We start from the raw sequence: 25320 nt of genomic DNA, 5'->3' as shown, positions 1-25320 counted from the left end.
GTCAGGCTCCTTGTGGGCGGATGAGCGCGGACGCGGATGGGGTGCTCGCATCCGGCGCACTGTGTTGCCCCGCCTGGCGTTGCAGGTTTTCGGCGTCCGTGCCCATGGCGGTTTGCGCCGTGCCGGCGTAGATGGTGCGCACAAGCTCCGATTCCACCACGTCTTTGAAGCTGCCTTGCATGACGATGCGGCCCTGGTGTAGCACCACGATACGCGTGGCGACCTCCTGCACGAAATCCAGGTCGTGTTCTACCAGCAGGCAGCACAATCCATAGGTATGGGCCAGCGACGACAGTACTTGCCCGATCTGCGTGCGTTCGGTCTTGGTCAGGCCCGCGGTGGGCTCGTCCAGCAGGATGACGCGCGGTTCCAGCGCCAGCACCATGGCCAGTTCCAGCGCCTGCTGCTCGCCGTGGGACAAGTCGTGCGTGATGGTGTCCAGCTTGCGGTCCAGTCCGGTGGTGCGCAGGACTTCCAGCGCGTAGTCCGGCAATGCCAGGTGCGGCGCGCGTTTTAGCCACGATGGCGCTGCGCGCAGCGTGGACGCTATGCGTAGGCTTTCCGCCACCGTCAATGTATCGAACACATTGGCGTTCTGGAACTTGCGGCCCAGGCCGAATCGCACGCATCGATCGGGGGCATGGTGCGCAATGTCGTGGCCGCACAATTGGATGGTGCCTGCCGAACGTTCCTGGCCGTCGCTGATGCAGCGCATCAACGTGGTCTTGCCAGCGCCGTTCGGACCGATCAGACCCAGTAGCTCGCCGCCGTCGGCCTGCAGGTCTATGCCTTCCAGCACCTTCAGGCTGCCAAAGTGCTTGGCCACGCCGTGCATCGTCAGGGCCGAGGCAGTGGCGCTGGTCGACGACAGGGCCACGCGGCTGGCCGGTTGCACCGCGGATGCCGACATCCCCGTTAATGCCGATGCGCCTGGCATGCCAGCACTGACGGTCACTGCCCGCGAACGCAGGTCTGGGGCGGGCGCGGCGGCCGTGCGGCGGCCCAGTAGCGCCAGCAACAAGGGCAGCAGCCCGCGTGGCAACAGCAGGATCACGGCAATGAATGCCACGCCCAGGATCAGTTGCCACACAAATGGCATGCTGCCGCTTAAATACGATGCGGCCACGTTGATGGCTATGGTGCCGATGACCGGCCCCCAGATCGTGCCGCGCCCGCCTAGCGCTACCCAGATGATCAGTTCGGTGCCAAATACGAAACCAGCCAGTTCGGGCGCGACCACGCCGCTGAATGCGCCGTACCCAAAGCCCGCCGCGCTGGCCACCGTGCCGCACACGACCAGCAGCGCAATGCGAATCGACGCGGTGTTCATGCCCAGGTAGGCGCAGCGCGATTCGTTGTCGCGCAACGCCACCAGCAAACGGCCACCGTCGCTGCGCACCGCGACCCAGGCCAGCAAGGCAATGACGGACAAGGACAGCGCGGCGATCACATACCAGGCTTCCAGCGACAGGTCGAACGTTTCGTAGCCGGTCAAGCCCGATGACGATCCGGTGAACGTGCCGCCCGACAACGCCAGTTGTGTCAGCACGATGGGTAGCACCAGCGAAATGACCGTGGCGAAAAAAGGCGATGCACCGCGATAGAACGACAGCCATCCAGTGACGGCCGCGACAATCGCCGCGGCACCCAGCGCGGCCGCGAATGCCAGCCAGGCCATGCCGGGCGAGAATCCCAAATGCGTAAACACCAACCCCGCGGCATATGCGCCCACGCCAAAAAACGCGGACTGACCAAAGGTCAGGTAACCGGTATAGCCCCACAGCAAATCAACGGTGACGGCCGCGATTGCAAAGAACAAGGCCTTGATCAAGATGTTCAGCAAGTACGTGTCGAACAGCCACGGGCCGGCAACGGTCAGGATTAGGCAGATCGCGGCCAGCCAGCCCAATTCGCTGGCGCGACGGGTGCGACGAGCCGCAGTGTCGGGGGTGGCGTCCCCGGAGGTGGCACGCAAGCCGGCATGCGCGGCTGAGTCGGCGCCGTGGTTTCGTGCAGCCGGATCGGAATAGGCGCGGTCAGTCATGGGCGAATCCTTGGGGTCGTATACGCAGCGTCAATGCGGCCAGCACGGCAATCGTGACGCCGCCCAGGATGGGACTGACGACGGTGCTGACTACGACCTGGACGGCGCCAAACACCACGCAGGTCAACAGCAGGCTGGCCATGGAATGGCCCGATACCATGACCAGCATGAATGCGCTGATCAACCAAGGCAGTCCCATGTTTGGGTCCACACTGGACAGCGGGGTGATCAACGCGCCCGCCAGCGCGCCCAGGCCCGCGCCCAGACTGAAGGTCATGAAGCGGATGCGTCCTGAATGGATGCCCAGCCCTTTGGCCAGGTCTTCGTTCATGATGACGGCGCGGGTCTTTACGCCAAAGCGCGTACCGCTCAGCAACGCCGTCATCAGCAGGCACAGCGCCACTGCGATCGGGATCAGCAGCAAGCGGTACGCGGAATATTCGGTGCCCAGCACCGACAGCGCCCCCTGGACCGGCGAATCCACGAACTGGACTTCACGGCCAAAGCTGATGGTGATGGCCTGGCCTATGACGATACCCAGACCCCACGTGGCCAGGATGGCATCCAGCGGGCGCTTGTAGAGCGGCCGCACGATCAGCCATTCAACTAGCATGCCTGTGACCACGCCCACGACCAGCGCGAATGGCAAGCTGATCCAGGGATCTAGCCCCAAGCGCGTCACCACGAAGCTGGCGTAGCTGCCCAGCGTGATGATGGCGCCGTGGGCGAAATTGACGATCTTCATGACTCCGAAAATCATCATCAGCCCGGCGGTGACGATATACAGCATCGCCGCGGTGCTAAGAATATCCAGCAACATACCCATAGTGTTCTCCCGCGCGTGCCATTGCACGGCAGGTAACCGGTGGCGCATGGTGCGCCTGGCCGGCCCCGCCGCAAGCCGCGCTATGACTAGCCGTGCTTACTTCAGATTCGGGCACTGCGCGCCCGGGTCGACCTTGTCGAACGTCTGCAGGATCTTGATCGATCCGTCGGCCTGCACCTGACCCAGGCGCATCGACAGCGCGGCGTGGCGTTGCTTGTCCATTTGTACCGGACCGCGCGGGCCGTCGAAGGACACCTGGCTCAATGCATCGACGACTTTTTTCCCGTCCAGGCTGCCGGCTTTTTCAACGGCGGCCTTGTACAGGAAAAAACCTTCGTATTGCGGTTCTGACAATTCATTGGCGGTCTTGGTGTCGCTGCCGAACTTCGCTTTCAGGCCGTCCAGGTATTTCTTGTTCGCGGCGCTGTCGATGCTGGTTAGGTACGATGCCGACATGTACATGCCGTTCGCCGTTTCGCCCATGGTCTTGGCCGTGCCTTCGTCGATGGCCAGGTTGCCATACGGCATGGTCAGGCCTGCGCCCTTGACCTGTTTGGCCAGGCTGACATTCGGGCCGCCGCCGGCGGTGGAACTGATCAGCGCGTCGGGCTTGGCCGACCGTATTTTGGAAATTACTGTGGTCCAGTCGCTGCCGTCCATAGGCAGGTATTCTTCGCCTACGACCTTGCCGCCTTGTTTTTCGATGTATTGGCGCGTGAAGCCCAGCATGCCGCGGCCAAATGCATAGTCGCTTCCCACCAGGAAGAACGTCTTGGCTTTTTGTTCCTTCATGAAGTGGTCGACGATGGGTGCGACCTGCTGTTCCGGCACCCACCCATTGACGTGCATCCACCGGTTGCACGAACGGCCCTCGTAGAACGACGTGTAGATATACGGCACCTTGCCGCGGTTCACGATGGGCAGCGCGGCGTTACGGGCCGCGCTCGTTTCCATGGAGATGATGGCGTCGACTTTTTTCTGAAACACCAGCGTGTCGTACGCTTTTTGCGCACCGATGGCGCCCGAACCGTCGTCGGCGATTTCCAGTTCGACCTTGCGACCCAATATGCCGCCGGCTGCGTTGATTTCATCTACGGCTAGTTGCGACGATTGCACGACCGCGGGTGCCACGACGCTGTTGGCGCCCGACAGTCCGACCGGGACGCCTATGCGTATGGGGTCGGCAGCCTGGGCGGCGGGGATCATGGCGGCATACGCCGCGGCCAGGGCGGCGGCCGTGGCGCCGGCACGCAATAAACGTGATACGGATTTCATGAGGTTTCTCCTTGGGGGCGGTGCGCCGTTTGGTTTTGCATTGAAGGTGGTACGGAGACTACGATGCGATGTTGCAGTTGCTGGTTGCCGGTGGGCGCGATCGCGATTAGCGTGCCGAACGCGTGTAGTCGCTGCCCAGCATGGGGTCGTACACGTCGGCACGGCGGTCGCGCAGCACGTGGTTGAAGGCGTTTAATTGCCGGCTATACCGTATTTTCCGTAGGTTCACGGCGGCGATCAGGATTTCTTCCTGATCGTGGCTAGCGGGGCCAGCCACGACCCATCCTTGCGATCCCGCGATCAGACTGCGGCCTACAAATGGTTGTCCGCGTTCCACGCCGACACGATCCGCGCAGGCGATGGTCAGGCCATTGCTGTGCGCCGCCGCGATGGTCAACGAATGCGCCATGGCGGGACCTTCCAGCGTTTGCCCAGGCATGGGCACCCAGTTGGTGGGCACGGCCACGATGTCCGCGCCTTGCATGGCCTGCAGACGGAACACTTCGGGGAACCAGCCGTCGTAGCAAATAGCCACGGCCAGCTTGCCGATGCCGGTGTCGAACACCGGCAGGCCCAGGTTTCCTACTTCGAAAAACAGGTTTTCATCGCCCCACAGGTGCAGTTTGCGATAGGTGCCAAGATAGCCTTGCGGACCGGCGACAATGGCTGAGTTGTACAGTTTGTCATCGTCGCGTTCGGTAATGCCCGCCACCAGGAAGATGCCTAGGCGTTTGGCCAGTGCGATCCAGGCTTGCGACGACGGGCCCGACGGCACGGGCTCGGCCAGGGCATAGGCTTCGTCGCGGCTGGCGAACATGTAGCCGGTATTGGCCAGTTCAGGCAGCACGACCAGCTTGGCGCCGCGGGCAGCGGCGTCTTCGATGAGCGTGGTGGAACGCGCCAGGTTAGCGGCTACGTCGCCTATGGTGGGGTGCATCTGCACGCAGGCAATGAGCGTGTCGGGATACGCGGGCATGCCGGCATCGTGCCCGGCGGGATAGGTGTCCATTCGATCTCCAAAAACAAAAAAGCCCTCGACCACGCGTAAGCGTGAAAGTCGAGGGCTTCTATAGCCAACCTAAATGTGTAAGCGGCAATTATTGCCGCTGCCTGAGCGCGATGCTGCGCGCAGGTAAGTCATGAATTAAATTCTAGGGACCGGATTGCCATGGGTCAATACAGGCTAACCCGAAGTTCGCGCCGCTGGCATTGATACCCGCTTACCGCCCGGACCACTGTCTGTTATTTCCCCATCGACAGGATGCAACTGGTATTGACGACGGCCGCACATCAGGCTGATCAGCCCCTGGCGGCTTCAGTTTTCGGGGGCTTGGCTTTGCCAGCACTTTAAAAGTGCGAATTGAATAACCGGATGACGTGGGAAGCTGCGGTACGCCAAACGGCAAAGAGGCGACGACAAAGTCTCTGTCAGATTACATGAGCAGGTTATGCTCTGAAAACACGGAGGTCTTTGTGTTGGGCCAATAGCCCGGGCTCTTTCTTAGAGGAAATTATCGTGCAGGCATCTGACATGTTTCACCCACGCAAGAACGCGCTAGGCACACTGGTCGGCGTGGGCATCGTCGCCGGTATTATTTCCGCAATGGTCAAGTCCGGGGTGGAAACCGTGCTTCCTCCCCGGTTGCCCACCGCGGTGCCGCCGCCGATTGGTCTGCTCGACATGATGGGCTTTGATGCGGCGACAATGAACTATGTCTTTAATCAAACTGTGGTGAATTGGGGCGGCAACGGGTTCCATATCCTGTTCTCGATCGTCATCGCGCTGGCGTATGTCTGGCTGGTGGAACGGTGCCCAAAGGCTGGCGTCTGGTGGGGGGTACCATTCGGATGGCTGGTCGCCACGGTGGGGGCGCATGGCATCGTGCTTCCGTTGTTGGGCGTCGCGCCGCTTCCGTGGGATATGGGGTCGGCGGGACTCATTTCGGAGGTCGTTGGCACGGCTATGTGGATCTGGACGATCGAATGCGTGCGCCGTGCCCTGCTGCGCCGGTCGGCGGACTAAACCGCCAGCGTCCCGCCACTGAGGGCTGCAAACGGTAGGTCCTGGATCACTTCAGTCCGCACATTGCCGTCTTTCTCGCGCGCCTCAGTGGTCGTGTTTTTTAGGAGACTTATTATGAACAAGCCCTCTTTGCCGCGCCTTGGTGCACAGGCTGTGCTGCCTGGACTGCCCGGTTGGCAAGCGCACGCCGAACGAGATGCTATACAGAGAAGCTTCCAGTTCAAGGACTTCAACGCCGCTTTTGGCTTTATGACGCGCGTGGCCATGCAGGCCGAGAAGCTCGATCATCATCCGGAATGGTTCAACGTATACAACCGCGTTGATGTGGTGTTGACCACGCATTCGGCTGGCGGCGTGACCGACCTGGACGTGCGCATGGCCCGCTTCATGAATGAAGCGGCTGTTCCCAAGGACGTGGCTGACAAAGCGGGGTAAGGGGCGGGCCAGCCAGGTTCAGGCGTATCGGTGACGCGGCGCATGCCAGGTGCTTACACAACGCCGGCCTCATGATCGAAGAAAGTTGGTCTTTGCCAATTCGACCACTTCGTCACCACGGCCACTGATAATGGCCTTCAGCATATAGAGGCTGAAGCCCTTGGCCTGATCGGCTTTGATTTTGGGTGGCATTACTAATTCCTGTTTCGCGGTCACGACGTCGACCAGGGCGGGTCCCGGATGCGCGAACGCCTCGCGAAGTGCGCCATCCAGATCGGCCGAGGCTTCGACTCGGATGCCCTTGATGCCCATTGCCTGCGCCATGGCCGCGAAATCCGGGTTCTCGAGATCGGTGCCCGTGTCGAGATAGCCTCCTGCTTTCATCTCCATCGCCACGAAGCCGAGCGAACCGTTGTTGAACACGACAATCTTCACGGGCAGGTTCAACTGAGACAGGGTAATGAAGTCCCCCATCATCATGGTGAACCCGCCGTCACCGGAAAGCGAGACAACTTGTCGCGCAGGGGCGGCGGCTTGCGCGCCAATCGCCTGCAGCATGGCGTTAGCCATTGACCCGTGATTGAACGAACCCAGGAGGCGACGCTTTCCATTCATGCCAAGGTAACGTGCCGCCCAGACCGTCGGCGTGCCGACATCCGCCGTGAATATCGCGTCCTCCGCCGCTAAATCGCTGATGCGCCGTGCGAGATATTGCGGATGGATCGGACGCCCCACGGGTGACGGGCTCGCCAGATCATCCAGTGCTTTACGGGCTTTTTTGTAGTGGTCAACGGCCGCATCCAGAAACGTACGTTCCTGTCGTTCCTCTAGTAAAAACATCAACGCCGCGATCGTATCTCCGACATCCCCGACAAGGCCCATTGTCAACATCGCCCGCCGGCCAAGTGCCGCGGGATCGCGGTCGATCTGAATGATTTGCGCTTTTTCAGGATAAAAATTTCTATAGGGGAAATCGGTGCCCAGCATGAGCAGCACGTCCGCGTTTTCCATGGCGTGATAGCCAGAGGAAAAGCCGATCAGGCCGGTCATGCCAACGTCATAGGGGTTGTCCCATTCCACATGTTCCTTGCCGCGCAGCGCATGTACCACCGGCGCTTTGAGTCGTTCGGCTAACGCCACCACGGCATCGTGATGGCCCGCGCAACCACTGCCCGCGAGAATGGTGATTGCTTTGTCGCCATTCAATAGCGAGGCAAGGCGCTGAATGTCGGCCGCGGGTGGCACGATATGCGGCGCCACAGGCAGCGCTGGCTGCAATGCTGCCTCGAGGGGTGAATCCGCCAGTGCCACGTCTCCGGGGATCACGAGAACGGCGACGCCCTGCTTGCCAATGGCGGTATTCAGGGCACGATTCAGCACGCCGGGCAATTGCGCGGGACTGGAGACAAGCTCCACAAAATCCGCGCATTCGCGAAATAGCTCTTGAGGATGGGTTTCCTGAAAATAACCCAGGCCGATTTCTGATGACGGAATGTGCGCAGCGATGGCCAATACGGGGACGTGATTGCGCTTGCAGTCAAACAGGCCATTGATCAGGTGCAAGTTCCCGGGGCCGCAACTGCCGGCGCATACCGCTAGCGAACCGGTGATCGCAGCCTCCGCGCCCGCGGCAAAAGCGGCGGTCTCCTCGTGGCGGACATGCATCCATTCAATTCGATTGAGTCGTCGCAAGCTGTCATTGAGACCATTCAGGCTGTCTCCCGTCACCCCCCATATGCGCTGGACGCCTGCGTTCGCGAGAGTGGTGGCGAGATAATCGGCAACGGTGATAGCCATGAACGGCTCCTTATGGGGGTGGAGTCAAAGGCACTGAGATCGAATGACGCTTAAGACAGGGTAGTCTGTTTTCCCCGTTGATCTCTACTGTCTCGGTGCGCAATGAAACAAAACCCTACCATGACATTGGTTTCAAGCTCAATCACGATCGGGGTCTCTCGAGGGAGACTCCGTCGCGCCGACGCGTTTCAAGAATAGGGAGACCGCCGTATGACCATTTCTGCGGGCCAAGTCCATGGCGGATTGGTGAGAACGGTCCAGGATGGCGTTCAAGTTCGCCCCCGCCGCAACGAGACGTCGCACGATAGGCAGATTGCCATTTTCCGCAGCGATTATCAGGGCAGTCCTGCCCGCCGCGTCTGACGCGTTGACGTTCGCGCGATACTGCGTCAGGTTTTCTAGTGTATGCAGGTTGCCTTGCCGCGTCGCCTGCATGATGGGCGTGTGTCCGTGATGGTCTGCGATATTGGGATCGACGTGGGCAATCAACAAGAGATAGGCAACCAGATCGTGATCATTGTTGACGGCATGCCGCAATGCGGTAAGCCCGTCGACGTCCTGGACGTCGAGGTCGGCCCGCTCGGCCGCCAGCCAGGAGAGCGCCCGGGCGCAATCGTTTGCGGCCGCGTGCATGGCCGAGGTGCGCCCCTGATGATTGGTCTGATTGATATCGGCACCGAACTGAAGCAGTATGTCCATCATGTCCGGATGGTCGTTGTGCGCGGCGAGATGCATCGCGGTGTCTCCCTCGTGATTGGCGGCGTTTACCGGCATGTCTAGTTCGAGCAGAAAAACGGCGGCTGACATCTGGTTGCGTTCGGCGGCGATCGTCAGCGCGTTATTGCCGGTCGCGGTGGTCGCCTCGACCTCTGGACCATAATCCAACAACGTTTCCATGGCGTCGACTTGGTCGTGCGCGGCCGCGAATAGAAATGCCGACATCCCGTCTTGGCTTTGGGCGTTCACCGATGCGTGGGCTCGGCACAGGATTTCGATGATTTCCACCCGGCCACGTTGCGCGGCGACCATCAATACGGTGATCCCGTCGTCATCGACGGCATTGGCATAAGCGGGAAACGCCTGCAGGAGTGTCCGAAGCGCGTCGACATCGTTGGTGATGACGGCGTCGAGCACGATTGCGCCGACGCCGATGGTGGACGATGGCGCGACGACCGGTGCCGCGGCAACCGCGCTAACGTGCGCACTGTGGGGGAGGATCGCGGCAAAGGGAAAGGGGAGCATGTGAAACGAGCCTTGAAAGAGTGGCGATCATGTTGCTGTCGCCGAGCGATTTTCAGGCTGTCAGGGGATGCTCGACGATTCTGTGGCGTGAGTAACTCACGCCACAGAATCGGTTCCAACTAAATGTTTTATGGGGTCGGCAGGCGAGCGGCTTGTTAGCCGGCAGGCCCCGACACCGGCGCACTCGATGTCGACTATCGACCCGAGTTGTGGGATCGGGCTTCCCAGAACACGACGCGGCGGTGTATTGCCCGCATGATCAGCGAACCCGTGAGACCGATCACGGCCAACAACAACACACCCGAGAACATGGTCGATAGACTCATGCTGACTGACGCCGAGGCGATCAGATATCCCAGGCCTTGTTGCGCGGAGAGGAATTCTCCGACCACTGCGCCGATCAGTGCCAGCGACACACCGATCTGCAAGCCGGAGAAAATTTCTCCGGATGCGGCGGGCAGCTTGACGTGCAGCAACAAGTACAGGCGCGATGCTGAAAAGGCGCGGCAGGCGTCCAGCAACTCGGGATCGGTGCGCTTGATCCCGTTGACCGTGTTGACAAATAACGGGAAGAAGCAGACCAGCGCGACCAATACCACTTTGGAGGCCATGCCGAATCCGAACCACACCAGAATAATTGGACCCAGCGCGACTTTGGGCATGGCTTGCAGGCCGATGAGCAGGGGATACAGAAATCGCTCAAAGGTGCGTGATTCTGCCAGCAGGGCACCCATCAGCACGGCCAGGCCGCAGCCGATGACGTAGCCGCTGAGGGTTTCCCCAAGGGTGGTGGCGATGTGCGGCCAAAGCTCGCCCGACACCAGACCATTGTATAGCGCGGAGAATACGGCCGACGGCGGTGGTAGCAGATAATCCGGAATGACGAAGATCTGTATCGCCAGATGCCACACCAGCACCAAGACAGCCAGACTGATGAGCGGGTACAGGAACGCGGTGAAATCAAGTCGCTTGAGCATGAGTGAAATGGCGTCGCAAGTGATGGCAGGCTGCGGTGAAGTCCGCGTCGTTCAGGGTTTCCAGTGTGCGTGGCCGCGGCAGGTCTGGGCAATAGTCTTCAATAATGCGTCCCGGACGAGGGGACATCACCAGGATGCGATCCGCCAGGAAAACGGCCTCCGGAATGCTGTGCGTAATGAACAGCACGGATTTTTGCTGGGTGCTCCAGATGCGTTGCAGTTCCAGCGTCAGCGCTTCGCGGCTGAGGGCATCCAGGGCCGCAAAAGGCTCGTCCATCAGCAGCAAGTCGGGATCGGATAGCAGCATCCGGGCGATGCCGACGCGCTGCTGCATACCGCCGGATAGCTCGTAGGGGTAGTTTTTGGCAAAGCCCGAGAGGCCCACTAATTCCAGTAGCGCTTGTGCGCGCTGACGCGCCGGGGCCATGGGGAGTCGGAGCGTCGTGGCGGGCAAGAGCACGTTGTCCAGTACGGTTTTCCAGGGCAGCAGATTCGGTTTTTGAAAAACGACGCCCGCGCGGCGACTCGGTCGCAGGATGCGTTCGTCGCCCAGGCGCAGTTCGCCTTCGGTGGCCGGCAGCAAGCCGGCGGCCAGCTTTAAAAGCGTGGATTTGCCGCAGCCGGACGGCCCCAGTACGGCGACGAATTCACCGGCTTCGATCTGCAGGTCGATCCCTTGCAAAGCCTCGATGACGCCGTTGCGCGTGGGATAAGTAAGCCCCACGCCATTGAGGCTCAGATTGGCGCTCATGAGGACACCTGGCCGGGTGTGCCCGTGTCGGCCTGAGTACGTGACTCCGCGTGTGCACGCACGGCGGCGGCCAGGAACGTTTGGACGCGAGACCACGATGTCGTATTGGCGCGCGCATTGGCCTCGGGCGTGCCACCGCCGGTCAATACGACTTGGGCGACCGGATGCGGCTTGGCAATCAGGGTCGTCGGCAAGTTGGGCAGGCCAATCGCGTGGCCCGCGCCTTCGCCACGCACGTGTTCGACCGGCCAGGCGTGTCCGTGTTCGCGCAACATTTTTTCGATCTGTTCGCTGTACCAGGAGGATGGCCAGAAACCATCGTCAGTACCCGATACCAGCATGACCGGCCCTTGAATCTGTTCGATCGGAATACGCGCCGCGGCCACTGCGTCAGGATTGCGCATCGGGGTATGAAATGCGGGCTCCTGCCTGACGGGTTGGTCGTTTACCGGACGCTGGTCAAAGGCTGTCCAGTCGGCTTGAGGGTTGTTCTGCCAGACATTGGCCAGGGGTTTGCCTTGCCATGTCCAGACTGGCGAGTCCGGTGCTTGGCCCGGCTCGCCGGCACGCAAGGTGCCGTGGATCACAAAGCTGGGGACATAGGCGATGGTGGCACTGATCTGATCCGGCAAGCGCGACGCCAGCAACAGTGAGAGTTCGCCGCCGCGCGATTGACCGGTAATGGCGACGAATCCATGTGCAGGTTGCAGGTGCTGATGTACCCAGCTCAGGGCTTGCTGGAAATATTCCAGCGGCATGTTTCCGATGCTATTGGGCAGGCCCGGCGCTTTGAAGTATCCCAATGCGAAGGCGGTGTAACCCCGGGCCGCGTACAGTGCCGCCCGCTGCCGAGGGATGCCGCCGCCCGAGCCATTCATGACAATGATGGCAGGATGGGGGCCGGGTTGGGCAGGTTCGAACACGGTACCGACAAGTCCCGATTCCGAGATTTCGCGACGGGTGACACCCTCGACGATAAAACGCTGTATGAGTTGTGCCTGGGCCTGTTGACCCTGATCGTTCTGGGCGGCCAGATGCACCGTCAGAGTGTCGGTTTCTTCGGAGCGCGCGGGGTTCGAGGGCAGGGTCTGACGTACGAGCGACCAGACGGTCGCCATGGCGTCAGCAACGGCCCAGTCGCCTTGCGTGGGGACTTGCGCATCGAGGTCTACGATACCGTCCGCACCCGCCACAAAGTCGGCCGTGCTGCGCCAGGTACTGCCATCGGGATGCGTCAATGTCGCGGTGACACGCACCGGACCCGGCTCAAAGCCGGTCAGTTGAATTTGCCTGCGGACATCCACCGCCGCGTCGGCGGGGCTGACCACAATGTGGGGATGATTCATTTTGCGCTCCGGGCTTGCTGGCGCACCGCTTCAGCGTCGAAGTCATTGATCTGCGTGATCAGTTCGTTCGAGAAAATATTTTCGATGGGTACGTCAGCGGAGGGATACTCGCCGGCTTTTGCCATGGTCTCAATGCCTTGTTGAATGGCCTTGAGATCGTATTGGCCGGGGACGCGAGGCTGGCCATCGACGTGGTTCAGCACACGATCCAGGCGGCGCGACAGCAGCGTGGTGGCGTCGGCCAGTGCACGGGCCTCGTCAACGTTGCCCGACGGTTTGGCCTGCGGGTTGGCGCGCCAGAAGGCGTGGACGCAGTATTCGGGGTTCGCCTGGCAGGCGATCTGGCCCTTGGTGTAGGCTCGCGCAAAGCGCACCAGCAGGTCGGGGTGATCGCGGAAATTGTCGGTATGCGTGATGAAGCCGTTGCCGGCCGTTTCACCAAAGACCTTGGGGTACGCGACGCGGTGGATCTTGGTGCCCGACATCTCGAGCATATCGTTCCAACTGCTGTTGAAGTTCAGCGCGTCGACACGTTTCGTTTTCAGGGCCTGAAAGCCCGATGCCAGCGCGCCGACCGCGACATACTCGACGTCCTTGCCCGGCGTCAGGCCGGCCGTACGCAGGGCGGCGCGGCCGCCCGGGATCGTGCCCCAGGTCAGTGCGCCCACGCCGATTTGCTTGCCTTTCAGGTCTTCGATCGTCTTGATCGATGAGTCAGCCAGTACGGCAAACTCCATCGTATTGACGGGAACGCCATTATAAAAATAGCGTAGCGGCAGCACGTCTTTTCCGCTGAAATAGCTGGAGATGACGGGCTCTGAGGTCGGATAACCGAACGTGACCCGTTTGGCGGCGACTTGCGGCAGGAGCGCGCCCGCGCCTTGAAATACGATGGTTTTGACGTCGAGATTTTCGTCTTTGAAGAAACCCAGTTCGTCTGCGGCGGCGTAGGTCGCGCCGTCATGGACCGCGAGCGGCACCGCGAGCGCGACGGTGACTTCGTCTAGTGCATGGGCAGGCGCGAGTGGGGCGATCGCGCATACCGCGGTCGTGAGACTGAGCAGCGTAAAGCGCATAGTGAGTCCTTTTGTGTCAATGTGGGGTCGACGTCCCAGTGGGGGCGTGGTGGCGATACAGAGAGAGGTCAGTTTGCGTGTTGGGTGTCTTCGCTCAAGCGTTTGGCGGCTTCGGCCAATAATTGATGGCGATCGATCTTATTGGTGGATGCCAGGGGCAGGGCGTCAACGAACCAGACTTGGCGCGGGTGCTGATAGGCGGGGGCATTTGCCAGCGCATATTGCTTGATCTGCTCGGTGTCCACTTCTTGGCCTTCGCGAAGTATAACGAACGCCACCGGCTTGGTTCCCTTGATGTCATCATCGACAGGTACCACGGCTGCTTGTTGAACAGCGGGATGCTGTTCGAGCATTTTTTCGACCTCGCCGGGATAGATGTTCTCGCCACCGCTGACGAACATGTCGTCGCGCCGGCCGACAAAGAAGTAAAAGCCGTCCGCGTCACGACGAAAAACGTCGCCGGTGATGTAGTGGCCGTCTGCCGTGAAGGGCAACGTCAAATCCGGACGCTGGTGGTATCCCTGCATCAAGCCGGGGCTGCGCAAGGTCAGAATGCCCTGATCCGGGCCGTCGTCCGGTCCCGGCATCAGTTGTATGGATACCAAGGGGTGCGGGTAGCCGACCGACATCGACGGTGTGGGCAGGCCTTGCGGGTGTGGACCAAAGGCGACCGGGCCACCCTCGGTGGTGCCATAGGCATTGATAACGCGCGCGGCGGGGAACATGGCGTGAATCTGCGTCAACAGGCTTGCGCTGACCGGCGCCGATCCCATGCGAATGACCTTGACCGAGGAGAGATCGGTGCGCGCCAGCAGATCGCGCTCGCGCAGCATCATGGCAATCATGGGAGGGACCGCCGTCAACCAGGTGCAGCGGTAGGTGCTGATGGCGTCGATGTAGGCGGTGGCGGTGAACTGCGGCAACAAGACTGTTGTGGCGTGGCTGGCCAATGAGAGCAGTGCCAGGGCCAGGGCATTCATGTGATAAAGCGGTGCAGCGATCAGGGCGCGGTCGGCGGCCAGTGATGTGGCTTTCCGGCGAGTCTGTACCGTCCACCATTGGCCGGCATGAGACAGCAGGACGCCCTTGGGTTTGCCGGTGGAGCCCGACGTATAGAGGATGATGGCGGTATCGTCTTCATCGGGCACGTAAGATGGGGCCTCGCCTGCGCGACGCCAGGCGTCAAAGTCCGGTGTATCCAGCGCGACGCGAGGGATGTCGTCGGGGATCGCCGCGGTGCGCGCTTGATCATGCAGGACGAGCCGTGCGCCGCTATCTTTCAGCACATAGTCGATGAGCACGGGCGGGAACTTGAAGTTGACCGGCACGGCGACCAGACCCGCGCGCATGATGCCCAGCACCGTGGCGATGTAGGGCACTGAATTTGCGGCCAGGATGGCAATGCGGTCACCTGGCTGAAAGCCCTGAGCTCGTAGCGCCTGGGCGACGCCGCGTGCGAGGTCATCGACCTGGGCATAGGTGTATTGCTGCGCAGTCCCGGACGAACCCGCGTCGCTATCCAGTCCAATCAGTGCGATTTGCTGTGGATTGGCGTGCGGATCTATCAAATCGCCCAGGTTCTTCAGAGTAGTCATGATATGGACTGCGTGACAGCAGGAAGAAAGATTGAAATTCAGCGTGATGAGGCGCGCCCGGCCGTTGGGTCGGGCGCGCCGAGTCGTCAAGCCTTGGGCTTGGGCGTCGAATAGGCGCCGCGACCGCTGGCCAGCAGCTTGCCGTCGGCGTCATACACGTAGGCTTCCGCGATCGAGACCTGGGAGCCGAACTTGATGACTTTGCCCTTGGCCCGCAGATCGCCGCGCAGGGCGGCGCGATGGTAGTCGACACGCAGGTCGATGGTCGGTACGCCGCGCCCGGTTTGTGACACCAGGGCCCAGTCGGCCGTCAGGTCGACCAGTGCCGCCAGAATGCCGCCGTGGGTGTAGCCACCCTCGACATTGACCACCCATTCTTCGCGCCATTTGGCCGAGAGTTCGATTTCCCCTTCGGCCACGGACAGGACTTCGATGCCCAGCCATTCATGGTACGGGCCGCGACGCAGGCGGGCCTGGATATCTTCCTTGGTGGGGAGTGTGGTTTCGCTCATGTGTGTTTACTCGAAAAATAGTGGAGAAGGTGTGGGGGCTCAGGGCGTGACGATGACTTTGCCCAGGACTTCGCGGTCGCGGATCAGGGCCAGGCCTTCGGCGGCCTGCTCGAGCGGTACCACGCGGTCGATGACGGGCTTGATGCTGCCGTCGGCGACCATGTCCAGCAGGGCTTTCAGGTTGTCGTCGTAGAAGCTGTTCGAGCCCTTGATGTTCAGCTCGAAGCTCCACACATAACGCAAGTCTTCTTTGGGGTCATGGCCTGCCGTGGCGCCGCATACCAACAGCGTGCCTCCGCGCTTGAGGCACTTCAGCGACGGCACCCAGGTATCGCCACCGGTGAAGTTGATGACGACGTCGACACCGCCTTCGTTGTTGCGGCGTTGAGGTTTGCCGTATTGCGCGATCGCCCACTTCGAGAAGTCGGTCTCGCGGTAGTTGATGACGTGATCGGCGCCGATTTTGCGCAGTTGTTCGCCCTTGGCGTCGCTACCGGCGCAAGCAATGACTTCTGCGCCGAGCAGCTTGGCCAAAATGACGCAAGCCGTGCCCACACCACCACTGGCACCCAGAATGAGGACGCGATCACCGGCCTTGACGGTGTTATGCGTGATCAGCATGCGGTGTGCCGTGCCGTACGCGACGGGCAGGGCGGCCGCATCTTCGTAGCTGACTTTCTCGGGCAGGGCGATCAATTGCGGTTCGGAAACCAGGCAGTATTCGGCCATGCCGCCGTCAAGCATTTCGCCCATCAGGCCTTTGCCGCGATTCAGGGGGTTGACCAACACGCGGTCGCCCACCTTCCAGTCGGACACGCCTTCGCCGACTTCGGTGATTTGACCTGCCATGTCCAGGCCGATCACGACCGGCAGCGGAACCTTGATGCCAGGCATGCCGCGTACCGTGAAGACGTCGTGGTAGTTAAACGAGGAGGCGCCCACGCGAATCACCACGTGACCGGGGGTGGCAGTCGGCGCGGGTTTGTCGGTAACGACCTTCAGTTGGTCCAGGTCGCCGTGCTCGCTCAACAGTAGTGCTTTCATGGTTTTGCTCATCGATATTCCTTTGCTGGGTTACTTGATGGATTTGGATTGTTCGTACGGACCGGTCACGAACAGGTCGTCTTTGAGTTCGCCCTTGATCACGCCGCTGTCGGTAAAGACTTTGTGCTCGCGCTTTAACGTGGCGATGTCCGCGGGCTCGAATGCCACGCGGTTCATGTTGGACCATTGGGCCGCATACACACGCGCGTAGTCTTGCGGCAGGTTCGCGGACTTTTGCAGGATGCTCGCGACTTCTTCAGGGTTTGCTTCGCCCCAGGCCAGGGTATTGCGCAGGCCAGCCAATACGCGGGCAACGACATCGGGGTGTTTTTCAATGAATTCGGTACGGGCGGCACCGATGCCGATATACGGCACGGAATCGCTTTTCGTCAGCTTTTTCCACTCATCGGCAAACGAGCCTAGCGAAGTGACTTTCAGGTCAGACAACTGGGCGATCGTGACGGAGCGCAATGCAGCGCCGTCGACTTGCTTTTGCGCCAAGAATTGCGCCAAACGCGATTCGTTGCCCCCGACCAGCGAGAAATCGGTGGCCTTGATGTCATAGTTCCCAACCAACACCGCGGAGGCGATGGCAGAGACAGAGCTGCCGGCCGGGGACATACCGATTTTTTTGCCTCGTAGCTGTTCGATCGAGGTGATGGGCGAGCCTTCTGGGACGACGAACTGCACATCGGCGGGTTGGGTCGCGGCAAAGACTTTGATGGGCACGCCTTCGACCGCGCTGCTGAATACGCCGGCGGCAGGCGCCCCGAAGGCCAGGTCAATCGAGTTCGATGCCAGCGCGCGCAGTGGCGCATTCACATCGGGAAAGCGAATGAATTCGACGTCGAGATTTTGGTCCTTCAGGAAGTCGGTGCCTTCCAGCACGGAGCCATAGCCCAGGCTGACGCCGCTGCTCCAGTAGCCGATGCGGATTTTGTCGGCGGCCAGCGCGTTGGTTGATGCGAGGGCGGCTGTTGTTACCAGTGCCGCGGAGAATAGTTTTTTCCAGTCCATGCGAAAACTCCTTTGAGTTCTAAATCGGTTTCCAGCGGAACAGGCGACGTTCCATCGGTTTCAAGAGCCCCCCTTCGAGGGCTAGCATTAGCAAGACCAACGTCAGTGTCCAGGCGAACACCTGATCGGTTTGCACCAGATCGGCTGCCTGCCGCAGTCGGTATCCAATGCCGTCCGAAGAGCCCAGCGTCTCGGCGACCAGCGATACTCGCCAGCCAAATCCAAAGGCCAGTCGGGCGCCGGAGAAAAAGTACGGCAAGATGGAGGGCAGATAGATCTTGCGCAGGATCTGCGTGCGAGACATGCGGAAACTGCGGGCGAGATCAATATGCTGTTTATCGACGTTCTTCGAGCCCTGCCATACGTTGGTCAGGATCAGCGGCATCGCGGTCATGAACACGACAAAGATGGTCGTCGCGTTGGAGATGCCAAACCAGATGATGGCGAACACGGCCCAGATCGCCGACGAGACGGTATTGGTCACGGAGAGCAGTGGTTCAAAGAACTGCGCCAGCGTGCGATTGGAGCCCAGTGCGAGACCCAGCGGCGTGCCTACCAGCGTGGCCAGGAGAAAACCCATGACGACGCGATACATCGTCATGCCGACGTCGTGTAAAAAGGTCGCTGTACCGAACAAAGTGAGCATGGCGTCCCCGACCTTCGCGGGGCCAGGCAGCACAAATGCCGGCATACGTGATGCCGCGAGCGCCCATAGAGCGATGAATAGCGCCGCCAGAAAGAGACGTTGTGCCAGCAATGTCCAGACGGAGGGCGTGGTGGCTTGGCTCATGGCGTCACCTTCAAACGGAGTTGGCGAGTGAGTTCGGCGGTATCCGGATCCGTGGGTAGACGCGGACGATCGAGCGGCACCTCCACAATCTGCTTGACGCGGCCAGGGCGAGGCTCCAGCAGTACGATCCGGTCTGCCAGCACCACGGCTTCTTCGACGTCGTGCGTCACAAACAGAATGGTGGCGCCGCTAGCGACCTGGAGTCGCAGCAGCTCCTGATGCATTTGGCTGCGGGTATAGGGGTCGAGCTTGGAGAACGGCTCATCCATGAGCAGAATCGAGGGCTCGACTACCAGGCTGCGTGCCAGCGCGACCCGGCTGCGCATGCCGCCGGAGAGCTGATGCGGCCACGATTGTGCGAAATCGCCCAGTCCGACGGTTTGCAGAACATGCTCGGCGCGTTGATGGCGCGCACGGCGGGAAAGTGCCTGTGTTTCCAGACCGAGTTCGACGTTTTCACGGACGGTGCGCCATGGCAGTAGGCGGTCCTCCTGGAACATATAGGCCAGTTTGTGCCACTGCTTGAATTGCGCAGCGGGCTGGCCCTCGATCTCGAGGCTGCCGCCATCGAATGAATCCAGGCCGGCCGCGATATTGAGCAACGTGCTTTTGCCACAACCCGAAGCGCCAAGCAGGGCGACGACTTCGCCGCGGCGTACGTCGAACGAGACATCACGCAGGGCCTGAAGTTTGCCGTAGAACTTGACCATGTCGGTCACTTGCAGCACGGTGGGAGCCGCACTGAGGGGGGCGTCGTTTGTCATCAGGATCTCGGGCCGTGCATTCATCGCCAGCTCCCTGGTCCACTAATAGGAATCGCTGCACCGGTTTCGGCCAGGCTGGCGTAGAGTTTCTCCATGGTCATCGCCTGAAAGGTTTCGATATGCCGGCGCGCGATGAGCTCGGCACGCTTGGCGTCTTTCTCTTCGAAGGCGGCGATCATGGCGTTGTGGTCGTGCTTGATTTCAGGTTTGGTTTTCTGAACGCCAAATCCCAATGCCACGAGGCGCGACATTTCGTCCAGCAGGGACGCCAGCGTGCGATGCAGGCGCTCGTTGCCGCAGGCTGCCGAGATGGCCAGGTGAAAGGCTTTGTTTGCGTCCATGAATGCGTCGATTTGATCGTTCAATTGCATGACGGGATGCTGTACACGACAGGCCGCTTCGAGTTCGCGCAATTGCGCGATATCAATGCGATCCACTGCCAGGCGCGCGGCCAGGGGCTCGAGCTGTATCCGTAACGTGAACACTTCTTCGACGTCACGCAGCGTGATCGGGGCGATTTGATAGCCCTTGCGAGGCCGTGATCTGACAAATCCCTCTTGGGCCAATCGAACCAATGCAATACGTATGCTGTTTTTACGTATGGCGTACCTGTCCATGAGTTCAGGCTCTGTGACGAACGCGCCAGGCGGCAAACGGCACGAGAGGATGTCGCGCCGCAGGCGTACATAGGCGTCCTCACCACAGTTCAAGGTGGCGTTCGCTTCATGTGCAGGTGCGGAAAAAACAGGGAAAAACGTCATGGCCGCCACGTAGAAAAGAGGCTGTGAGCAGCTCACAGAGATCTATAAGTCAGCTTACAGAACCCATTCTAGGCACTCACTAACGTGGCGTGAAACACCAATATGCGCTTTGTATATAACGAAAAGATATATAGACCGTGGGGAAAGAGTGGCCACGAATCGTTACGGACTGGTGCACCTGGTGTGTCCCGGTGGGATTACAACGTTAGAAAGTGCATCTCATCGCGACAGGAGCCGCCTATGGCAAAGGACAAGAGCAAGGTGCCCACCTCTACGCGGACCTTGTGGAAAGGGGCGATCAGTTTTGGCCTGGTCCACATTCCTGTGGGCCTGTACTCCGCGACCGTGAGCTCTGGCATTGACTTCGATTGGCTCGACAAGCGCTCGATGGAGCCCGTCGGCTATAAGCGCATCAACAAGGTCACGGGCAAGGAAATCGCTGCCTCGGACATCGTGAAGGGCGTGGAGGTCGAGGATGGCCGCTACGTCGTTCTTTCGCCAGAAGAGATCGCCGTCGCCTACCCGAAGATCACCCAGACTATCGAGATCGAAGCTTTTCTCGATGCCGATGAGATTCCTTTCGTCTACCTGGAGCGTCCCTACTATACGGCGCCGCTGAACAGGGGAGAGAAAGTCTACGCGCTATTGCGCGAGGCGCTGCGCAAGAGCAACAAGGTGGGTGTGGCCAAAGTCGTGATTCAGACCAAACAGCATCTGGCCGTCCTGATTCCGTGTGGCCGCGCGTTGATTCTGAACCTGTTGCGCTGGGGGGGCGAGATCCGCTCCTTTGAGCAACTCAACCTCCCACCGCTGGATGGCAAGGCCGCCGGCATCAAGGAATCGGAGATGAAAATGGCGATGGCGCTCATTGAGGACATGACGTCCAAATGGGATGCGGACGCTTTTCGCAACTCCTTTGCCGACGAGATCCACAGGTTAATCGAAACCAAGACCGGGGCGGGTGAGGTCGCCGACGTCGTCAAAGTTGAACGAGAGACTGATTCGCCGAAGGGAGCTGACGTGTTGGATCTCACCGCGCTGCTTAAACGCAGCCTGGACGGTGGCAAAAAGTCCGGTTCGTCAGCGTCAACCCAAAGATCTCCTGCCTCTGTGACGGCTTTACGTTCGGCCAAGCGCGCGTCAAAGAAGAGCGCGCCGGCTAGAAAAGCACCCGCCAAGAAAGCATCCACTGGCAAGACGTCGAAGACCACCCCCGCGAAAAAGGCCGGACGTCGCTCGGCCTGAATGTCTATGGAGGTTCGAGCATGGCTGACTCTCTGGCGCTCTACAAGAAAAAGCGCAATTTTGCCCTGACCAACGAGCCCGCCGGTGGCGGCACGCCCAATGCGCCCGCTCCCGCATTTGTTATTCAGAAGCATTGGGCGAGCCGCCTGCACTACGATCTGCGGCTTGAGCTCGACGGTGTCATGAAAAGCTGGGCCGTGCCCAAGGGGCCCAGTTACGACCCCAAGGACAAGCGCATGGCGGTGCCGGTCGAAGACCATCCCATTGCTTACAACGAATTCGAGGGCGAGATTCCCGCCGGGCACTACGGCGCGGGCAAAGTCATTATCTGGGACGAAGGTTACTGGGCGCCGACCCAGAGTGCGCGCAAGGGCTATCGCGACGGTGTGCTCAAGTTTGAGCTCAATGGCGTCAAGCTTAAAGGACGGTGGGCGCTGATCCGGATGAGAGGGCGGGGCGAGAAGCAGCCTCCGTGGCTGCTCGTCAAGGAGAAGGACGAGTTCGCGCGATCGGCCGCAGAGTTCAACGTGGTTGATGAGGCACCGGATAGTGTTGTGCCGCTGCGCAACGCCGTCAACGGAGTCAGCAAGGCAACGAAAGCAACGAAGGAAACGAAAGCAACGAAGGCGACCAAGGCGACCAAGGCGACCAAGGCAACTAAGACAACCAAGGCGACCAGCGCAGGACCGGTCGACGCGAGCTTGCCGGGAAAGAATGCGGAGCTGCCCGCAACGCTTGCACCACAGTTGGCGACGTTGGTTGATGGCGTTCCCTCCGATCCCGCGGACTGGCTATTCGAGATCAAATTCGATGGTTACCGCGTGCTGGCTCGCGTAGAAGCTGACTCAGTACGGTTATTCACACGTAATGGGCACGATTGGACGCATAAGTTGGAGAAGCTGGCGACGGCGATTCGTAAACTGAAGCTTTCTTCGGGTTGGCTGGACGGCGAGATTGTCGTATTGAGCGACGCTGGCGTGCCGAGTTTTCAGGCGTTGCAGAACGCCTTTGATGCCAGCCGCACGGCCGATATCGTTTACTACTTGTTCGACGCGCCGTATCTGGGCGGGCGTGACTTGCGGCGTGAGCCGCTGGAAGTTCGGCGCGAATGCCTGCGTCAGTTACTTGGCGATCACCCACCGTCGGGTCTGCGCTTTAGCGAGGTTTTTGACGCTGCCCCCCGAAATCTGATCGCCTCTGCCTGCCAGATGGGGCTGGAAGGGGTGATTGGCAAACGTCGCGGCTCGCCCTATGTGACGCGCCGCACAGGCACGTGGATCAAACTGAAGTGCGCCAAGCGACAAGAGTTCATCATCGCCGGGTACACCGACCCAAAAGGCTCGCGACACGGTTTTGGTTCGCTGCTATTAGCGGTGAACGACGAACAGGGCAGGCTGCGTTATGCGGGTAACGTAGGCACCGGCTTTGACAACAAAACGCTGGTAGATTTGAAAGACAAGCTCGACGCGCACGCCACATCGAAGCGGCCTTTCGCGACGTCGACCGGCATGGATCGCGTGGCGCATTGGGTGCAATCGCGTCTCGTCGCCGAGGTCTCGTTTGCCGAATGGACAAGCACGGGGCGTGTTCGCAACGCCGTCTTCCGGGGGTTGCGCCGCGACAAGGCGCCCAAGGCGATTACGCGGGAGAAGCCAACACCTGCCAAAGCGGTCGTGTCGGACGCGCCTGCTCGGATTAGCGCCAATCCGTCTACCCGATCGAAAGTCAAGCAGTCGCTTCGCGTTACGCATCCAGAGCGGATCATCGACCCATCGACTGGCCTGACCAAGCTGGATATGGTGCGTTATTACGACCTGGTTTCCCCATTGCTGGTCGAACACTTGAAGGCGCGCCCAGTATCGCTGGTGCGCGCGCCCGCGGGCATTGACGGCGAACTTTTCTTCCAAAAGCACCTGGAGGGCAAGATCCCGGGCGTAAATACTCTGGATCGAAAGCTCGACCCGGATCACCCGCCATTGATTGAGGTTCCGACACGGGATGCGGTGATTTCTGCCGCACAGATGAACGTGATCGAGTTTCACACTTGGAACGCGGTAAAAACGGCGATTGATAAACCGGATCGCATGACGTTCGATCTGGATCCCGGCGAGGGGACGCCGTGGAAGAGCATGCAAAAAGCGGCGGAGCTGGTACGCGTTTTCCTGTCAGAGCTGGGCCTGGCATCGTTTGCCAAGACCAGCGGCGGCAAGGGGTTGCATATCGTTGTCCCTTTGAGAAAACACTATGGATGGGAAGCCATCAGGCGCTTCTCACAGGCGATTGTGCAGCACCTGGCTCGGACGTTGCCACAACTATTCGTCTCCAAGAGCGGGCCACGCAATCGTGTGGGAAAAATTTTCGTCGATTATTTGCGCAATGGCTTTGGGGCGACGACGGTGTCCGCCTGGTCCGCCCGCGCCCGACCCGGCTTGGGCGTTTCGGTGCCGCTGCACTGGGATGAGATAAATTCGATCAAGAGCGGCGCCCACTGGCAAGTCACCAATATCCACACGCGTCTCGATCAGGGCAACAAACCCTGGGACGCCTATGCGCCGCAGGCGGTGGGCAAGGCAATGAAGCAGCTTGGTTTTGATCCTCAGGGTGATTAATGGACCCTTTTCACGCGCGCGACATCGTCAATGCGCCGTGGCAGAGCGATCGTTTCCGGTGACATTGCGCGATGCGCGCCAGTTCTGAACTGTCATGTGGCTGAATGCCATCGAAAATAGAGGCATGGCGTTCCGCCGGAAAGTTGTCTAGTATCAAAGTCTGCTGAGCCGACTATCAATAAACAGGCAATGGCCGATACGCATGGCGTGTCGAGCCGAAAGGAGACATCTTATGCTGGGCTTCAAACGGGTTTTGGCTTCATTAGTGGTTGTCGCGTTGCCGTGGGCGGTGAGCGCCGAGCCGGCGAAGGTGATGGCGCCGGGTGGCCCAGGCGGCGGGTATGATGCCGCGGCGCGCGTGCCGCTGCGGGTCATGCAGGAGGCCGGCATTTTCACTGACGGTGCACAGGTCACCAACAAGGGTGGGGCGGGCGGCACGATCGGTCTGGCCGAGTTCATCAATACAAGCAAGAACGATGACAACGCCATCATGTCGATGGGGGCGATTCTGGTGGGCGGCATTATCCTGAACAAGTCGCCGGTTTCGCTCGACCAGGTCACCCCCTTGGTGCGTCTGACCGATGATGCTGATGTGCTTGCGGTGCCGATGGATTCTCCCATCAAGACGGTGGCCGATGTGATCAAGGCCATGAAAACCAATCCCGGCGCATTGGCGATAGGCGGCGGCTCGGTCGGCGGCGTCGATCAAGTGGCGGCCGGGCTGATCGCCAAGTCCGCCGGGGTGGATCCGCGCAAGCTGAATTACATCCCCTATCCAAGCGGCGCCGAATTGGTGCCGCTGCTGGTGAGCGGACAATTGAAGCTGGCCTTGTCGGGACTGTCGGAGTTCAAACCCTATGCCGATCAAAAGCGATTGCGCATTATTGCGGTGACGTCCGAAAAGCGTCTGCCGGGGGTGGATGCGCCGACGTTGAAAGAATCCGGTGTGGACGTGGTAATTGGCAACTGGCGCGGTATTGTGGGGGCGCCGGGCATGAGTCAACAGGGCCGTCAGATGTGGCTGGACCGGTTCCAGAAAATGCATGCTTCGCCCCAATGGGAGGAAACCCTGAAGAAGCAGGGGTGGGACGACGCCTATTTGGCGGGTGACGATTTCGCCAAGTTTCTGGAGCAAGAAAAAGTCCGTCAGGCGCAGGTGCTGAAGGATCTCGGTCTGACCAAGTAATCCCT

The 25320-nt window shown here is 60.4% G+C and carries 22 protein-coding genes; 5 read left to right on the top strand and 17 right to left on the bottom strand.

All coding sequences use genetic code 11. The features are described 5' to 3' along the window. Position 1 precedes the first annotated feature (1 nt). From ACYVDM_RS06550 to ACYVDM_RS06535, 4 genes are all read right to left on the bottom strand, one after another. Complete coding sequence (locus ACYVDM_RS06550) at positions 2-2044, bottom strand: ABC transporter permease subunit (RefSeq protein ID WP_415791549.1); 2043 nt, start codon at positions 2042-2044, stop codon at positions 2-4. Beyond that, the gene (locus tag ACYVDM_RS06545) at positions 2037-2870 is read right to left on the bottom strand and encodes a branched-chain amino acid ABC transporter permease (protein ID WP_415791547.1); all 834 of its coding nucleotides are present in this window, start codon (positions 2868-2870) and stop codon (positions 2037-2039) included. Before ACYVDM_RS06545 ends, ACYVDM_RS06550 begins: the two co-directional genes overlap by 8 nt. 96 nt (positions 2871-2966) lie before the next feature. Next, positions 2967-4145: a substrate-binding protein gene (locus ACYVDM_RS06540; protein ID WP_415791545.1), complete on the bottom strand. Its 1179-nt coding sequence runs from the start codon at positions 4143-4145 to the stop codon at positions 2967-2969. 106 nt (positions 4146-4251) lie between these two features. Continuing rightward, the gene (locus ACYVDM_RS06535; protein ID WP_460475326.1) at positions 4252-5154 is read right to left on the bottom strand and encodes a nitrilase family protein; all 903 of its coding nucleotides are present in this window, start codon (positions 5152-5154) and stop codon (positions 4252-4254) included. Between the two features lie 507 nt (positions 5155-5661). On the opposite strand from ACYVDM_RS06535, the gene ACYVDM_RS06530 reads away from it, so the two are divergent. After that, positions 5662-6168, top strand: a complete 507-nt coding sequence (locus ACYVDM_RS06530) for a DUF1440 domain-containing protein (protein ID WP_415791541.1) — start codon at positions 5662-5664, stop codon at positions 6166-6168. A gap of 114 nt (positions 6169-6282) precedes the next feature. Then, the gene (locus ACYVDM_RS06525; RefSeq protein WP_415791539.1) at positions 6283-6603 is read left to right on the top strand and encodes a 4a-hydroxytetrahydrobiopterin dehydratase; all 321 of its coding nucleotides are present in this window, start codon (positions 6283-6285) and stop codon (positions 6601-6603) included. A gap of 69 nt (positions 6604-6672) precedes the next feature. On the opposite strand, the gene poxB is transcribed toward ACYVDM_RS06525, so the two are convergent. The 13 genes from poxB to ACYVDM_RS06460 all read right to left on the bottom strand — a co-directional run bounded on the left by poxB (position 6673) and on the right by ACYVDM_RS06460 (position 20275). Beyond that, positions 6673-8400 carry a ubiquinone-dependent pyruvate dehydrogenase gene (gene poxB / locus ACYVDM_RS06520; protein ID WP_415791537.1) on the bottom strand — a complete coding sequence of 576 codons (1728 nt, stop codon included), beginning with the start codon at positions 8398-8400 and terminating at the stop codon, positions 6673-6675. 138 nt (positions 8401-8538) lie between these two features. Continuing rightward, positions 8539-9642, bottom strand: coding sequence for an ankyrin repeat domain-containing protein (locus tag ACYVDM_RS06515; protein WP_415791535.1), 1104 nt, complete (start codon positions 9640-9642; stop codon positions 8539-8541). Between the two features lie 194 nt (positions 9643-9836). After that, a complete protein-coding gene (locus tag ACYVDM_RS06510) occupies positions 9837-10619 on the bottom strand; it encodes an ABC transporter permease (protein ID WP_415791533.1) in 783 nt (260 codons plus the stop codon). After that, complete coding sequence (locus tag ACYVDM_RS06505) at positions 10603-11370, bottom strand: ABC transporter ATP-binding protein (protein WP_415791531.1); 768 nt, start codon at positions 11368-11370, stop codon at positions 10603-10605. Before ACYVDM_RS06505 ends, ACYVDM_RS06510 begins: the two co-directional genes overlap by 17 nt. Beyond that, complete coding sequence (locus ACYVDM_RS06500; RefSeq protein ID WP_415791529.1) at positions 11367-12716, bottom strand: acyl-CoA thioesterase/bile acid-CoA:amino acid N-acyltransferase family protein; 1350 nt, start codon at positions 12714-12716, stop codon at positions 11367-11369. The genes ACYVDM_RS06505 and ACYVDM_RS06500 overlap by 4 nt, the downstream gene beginning before the upstream one ends. After that, positions 12713-13792 (bottom strand): ABC transporter substrate-binding protein, encoded by a 1080-nt coding sequence (locus ACYVDM_RS06495; RefSeq protein ID WP_415791527.1) that lies wholly within the window; start codon positions 13790-13792, stop codon positions 12713-12715. Before ACYVDM_RS06495 ends, ACYVDM_RS06500 begins: the two co-directional genes overlap by 4 nt. A 68-nt stretch (positions 13793-13860) precedes the next feature. Further along, positions 13861-15387: a class I adenylate-forming enzyme family protein gene (locus ACYVDM_RS06490; RefSeq protein WP_415791525.1), complete on the bottom strand. Its 1527-nt coding sequence runs from the start codon at positions 15385-15387 to the stop codon at positions 13861-13863. A gap of 86 nt (positions 15388-15473) precedes the next feature. Further along, positions 15474-15899: a PaaI family thioesterase gene (locus ACYVDM_RS06485; RefSeq protein ID WP_415791523.1), complete on the bottom strand. Its 426-nt coding sequence runs from the start codon at positions 15897-15899 to the stop codon at positions 15474-15476. Positions 15900-15938: 39 nt separating this feature from the next. Then, entirely contained in the window at positions 15939-16943 is a 1005-nt protein-coding gene (locus ACYVDM_RS06480; RefSeq protein WP_415791939.1) for a zinc-binding dehydrogenase, read from the bottom strand. A gap of 30 nt (positions 16944-16973) precedes the next feature. Beyond that, on the bottom strand, positions 16974-17960 hold the full coding sequence (locus ACYVDM_RS06475) for an ABC transporter substrate-binding protein (protein WP_415791521.1): 987 nt from the start codon (positions 17958-17960) through the stop codon (positions 16974-16976). A 19-nt stretch (positions 17961-17979) separates the two neighbouring features. Further along, positions 17980-18750, bottom strand: coding sequence for an ABC transporter permease (locus ACYVDM_RS06470; protein ID WP_415791519.1), 771 nt, complete (start codon positions 18748-18750; stop codon positions 17980-17982). Next, entirely contained in the window at positions 18747-19514 is a 768-nt protein-coding gene (locus tag ACYVDM_RS06465) for an ABC transporter ATP-binding protein (protein ID WP_415791518.1), read from the bottom strand. The genes ACYVDM_RS06470 and ACYVDM_RS06465 overlap by 4 nt, the downstream gene beginning before the upstream one ends. 20 nt (positions 19515-19534) lie before the next feature. Then, positions 19535-20275 (bottom strand): GntR family transcriptional regulator, encoded by a 741-nt coding sequence (locus tag ACYVDM_RS06460; RefSeq protein WP_415791516.1) that lies wholly within the window; start codon positions 20273-20275, stop codon positions 19535-19537. Between the two features lie 240 nt (positions 20276-20515). Between ACYVDM_RS06460 and ku the strand changes: the two genes are divergently transcribed. From ku to ACYVDM_RS06445, 3 genes are all read left to right on the top strand, one after another. Next, a complete protein-coding gene (gene ku / locus ACYVDM_RS06455; RefSeq protein WP_415791514.1) occupies positions 20516-21520 on the top strand; it encodes a non-homologous end joining protein Ku in 1005 nt (334 codons plus the stop codon). 20 nt (positions 21521-21540) lie between these two features. Then, entirely contained in the window at positions 21541-24129 is a 2589-nt protein-coding gene (gene ligD / locus ACYVDM_RS06450; RefSeq protein WP_415791512.1) for a DNA ligase D, read from the top strand. Positions 24130-24361: 232 nt separating this feature from the next. Further along, positions 24362-25315 (top strand): Bug family tripartite tricarboxylate transporter substrate binding protein, encoded by a 954-nt coding sequence (locus tag ACYVDM_RS06445; RefSeq protein ID WP_415791510.1) that lies wholly within the window; start codon positions 24362-24364, stop codon positions 25313-25315. Positions 25316-25320 lie beyond the last annotated feature (5 nt).

The sequence above is a fragment of the Bordetella tumulicola genome (genome assembly GCF_054779135.1).
The sequence above is the reverse complement of the archived record's forward strand: the minus strand, read 5'-3'. Positions and strand labels throughout refer to the sequence as shown.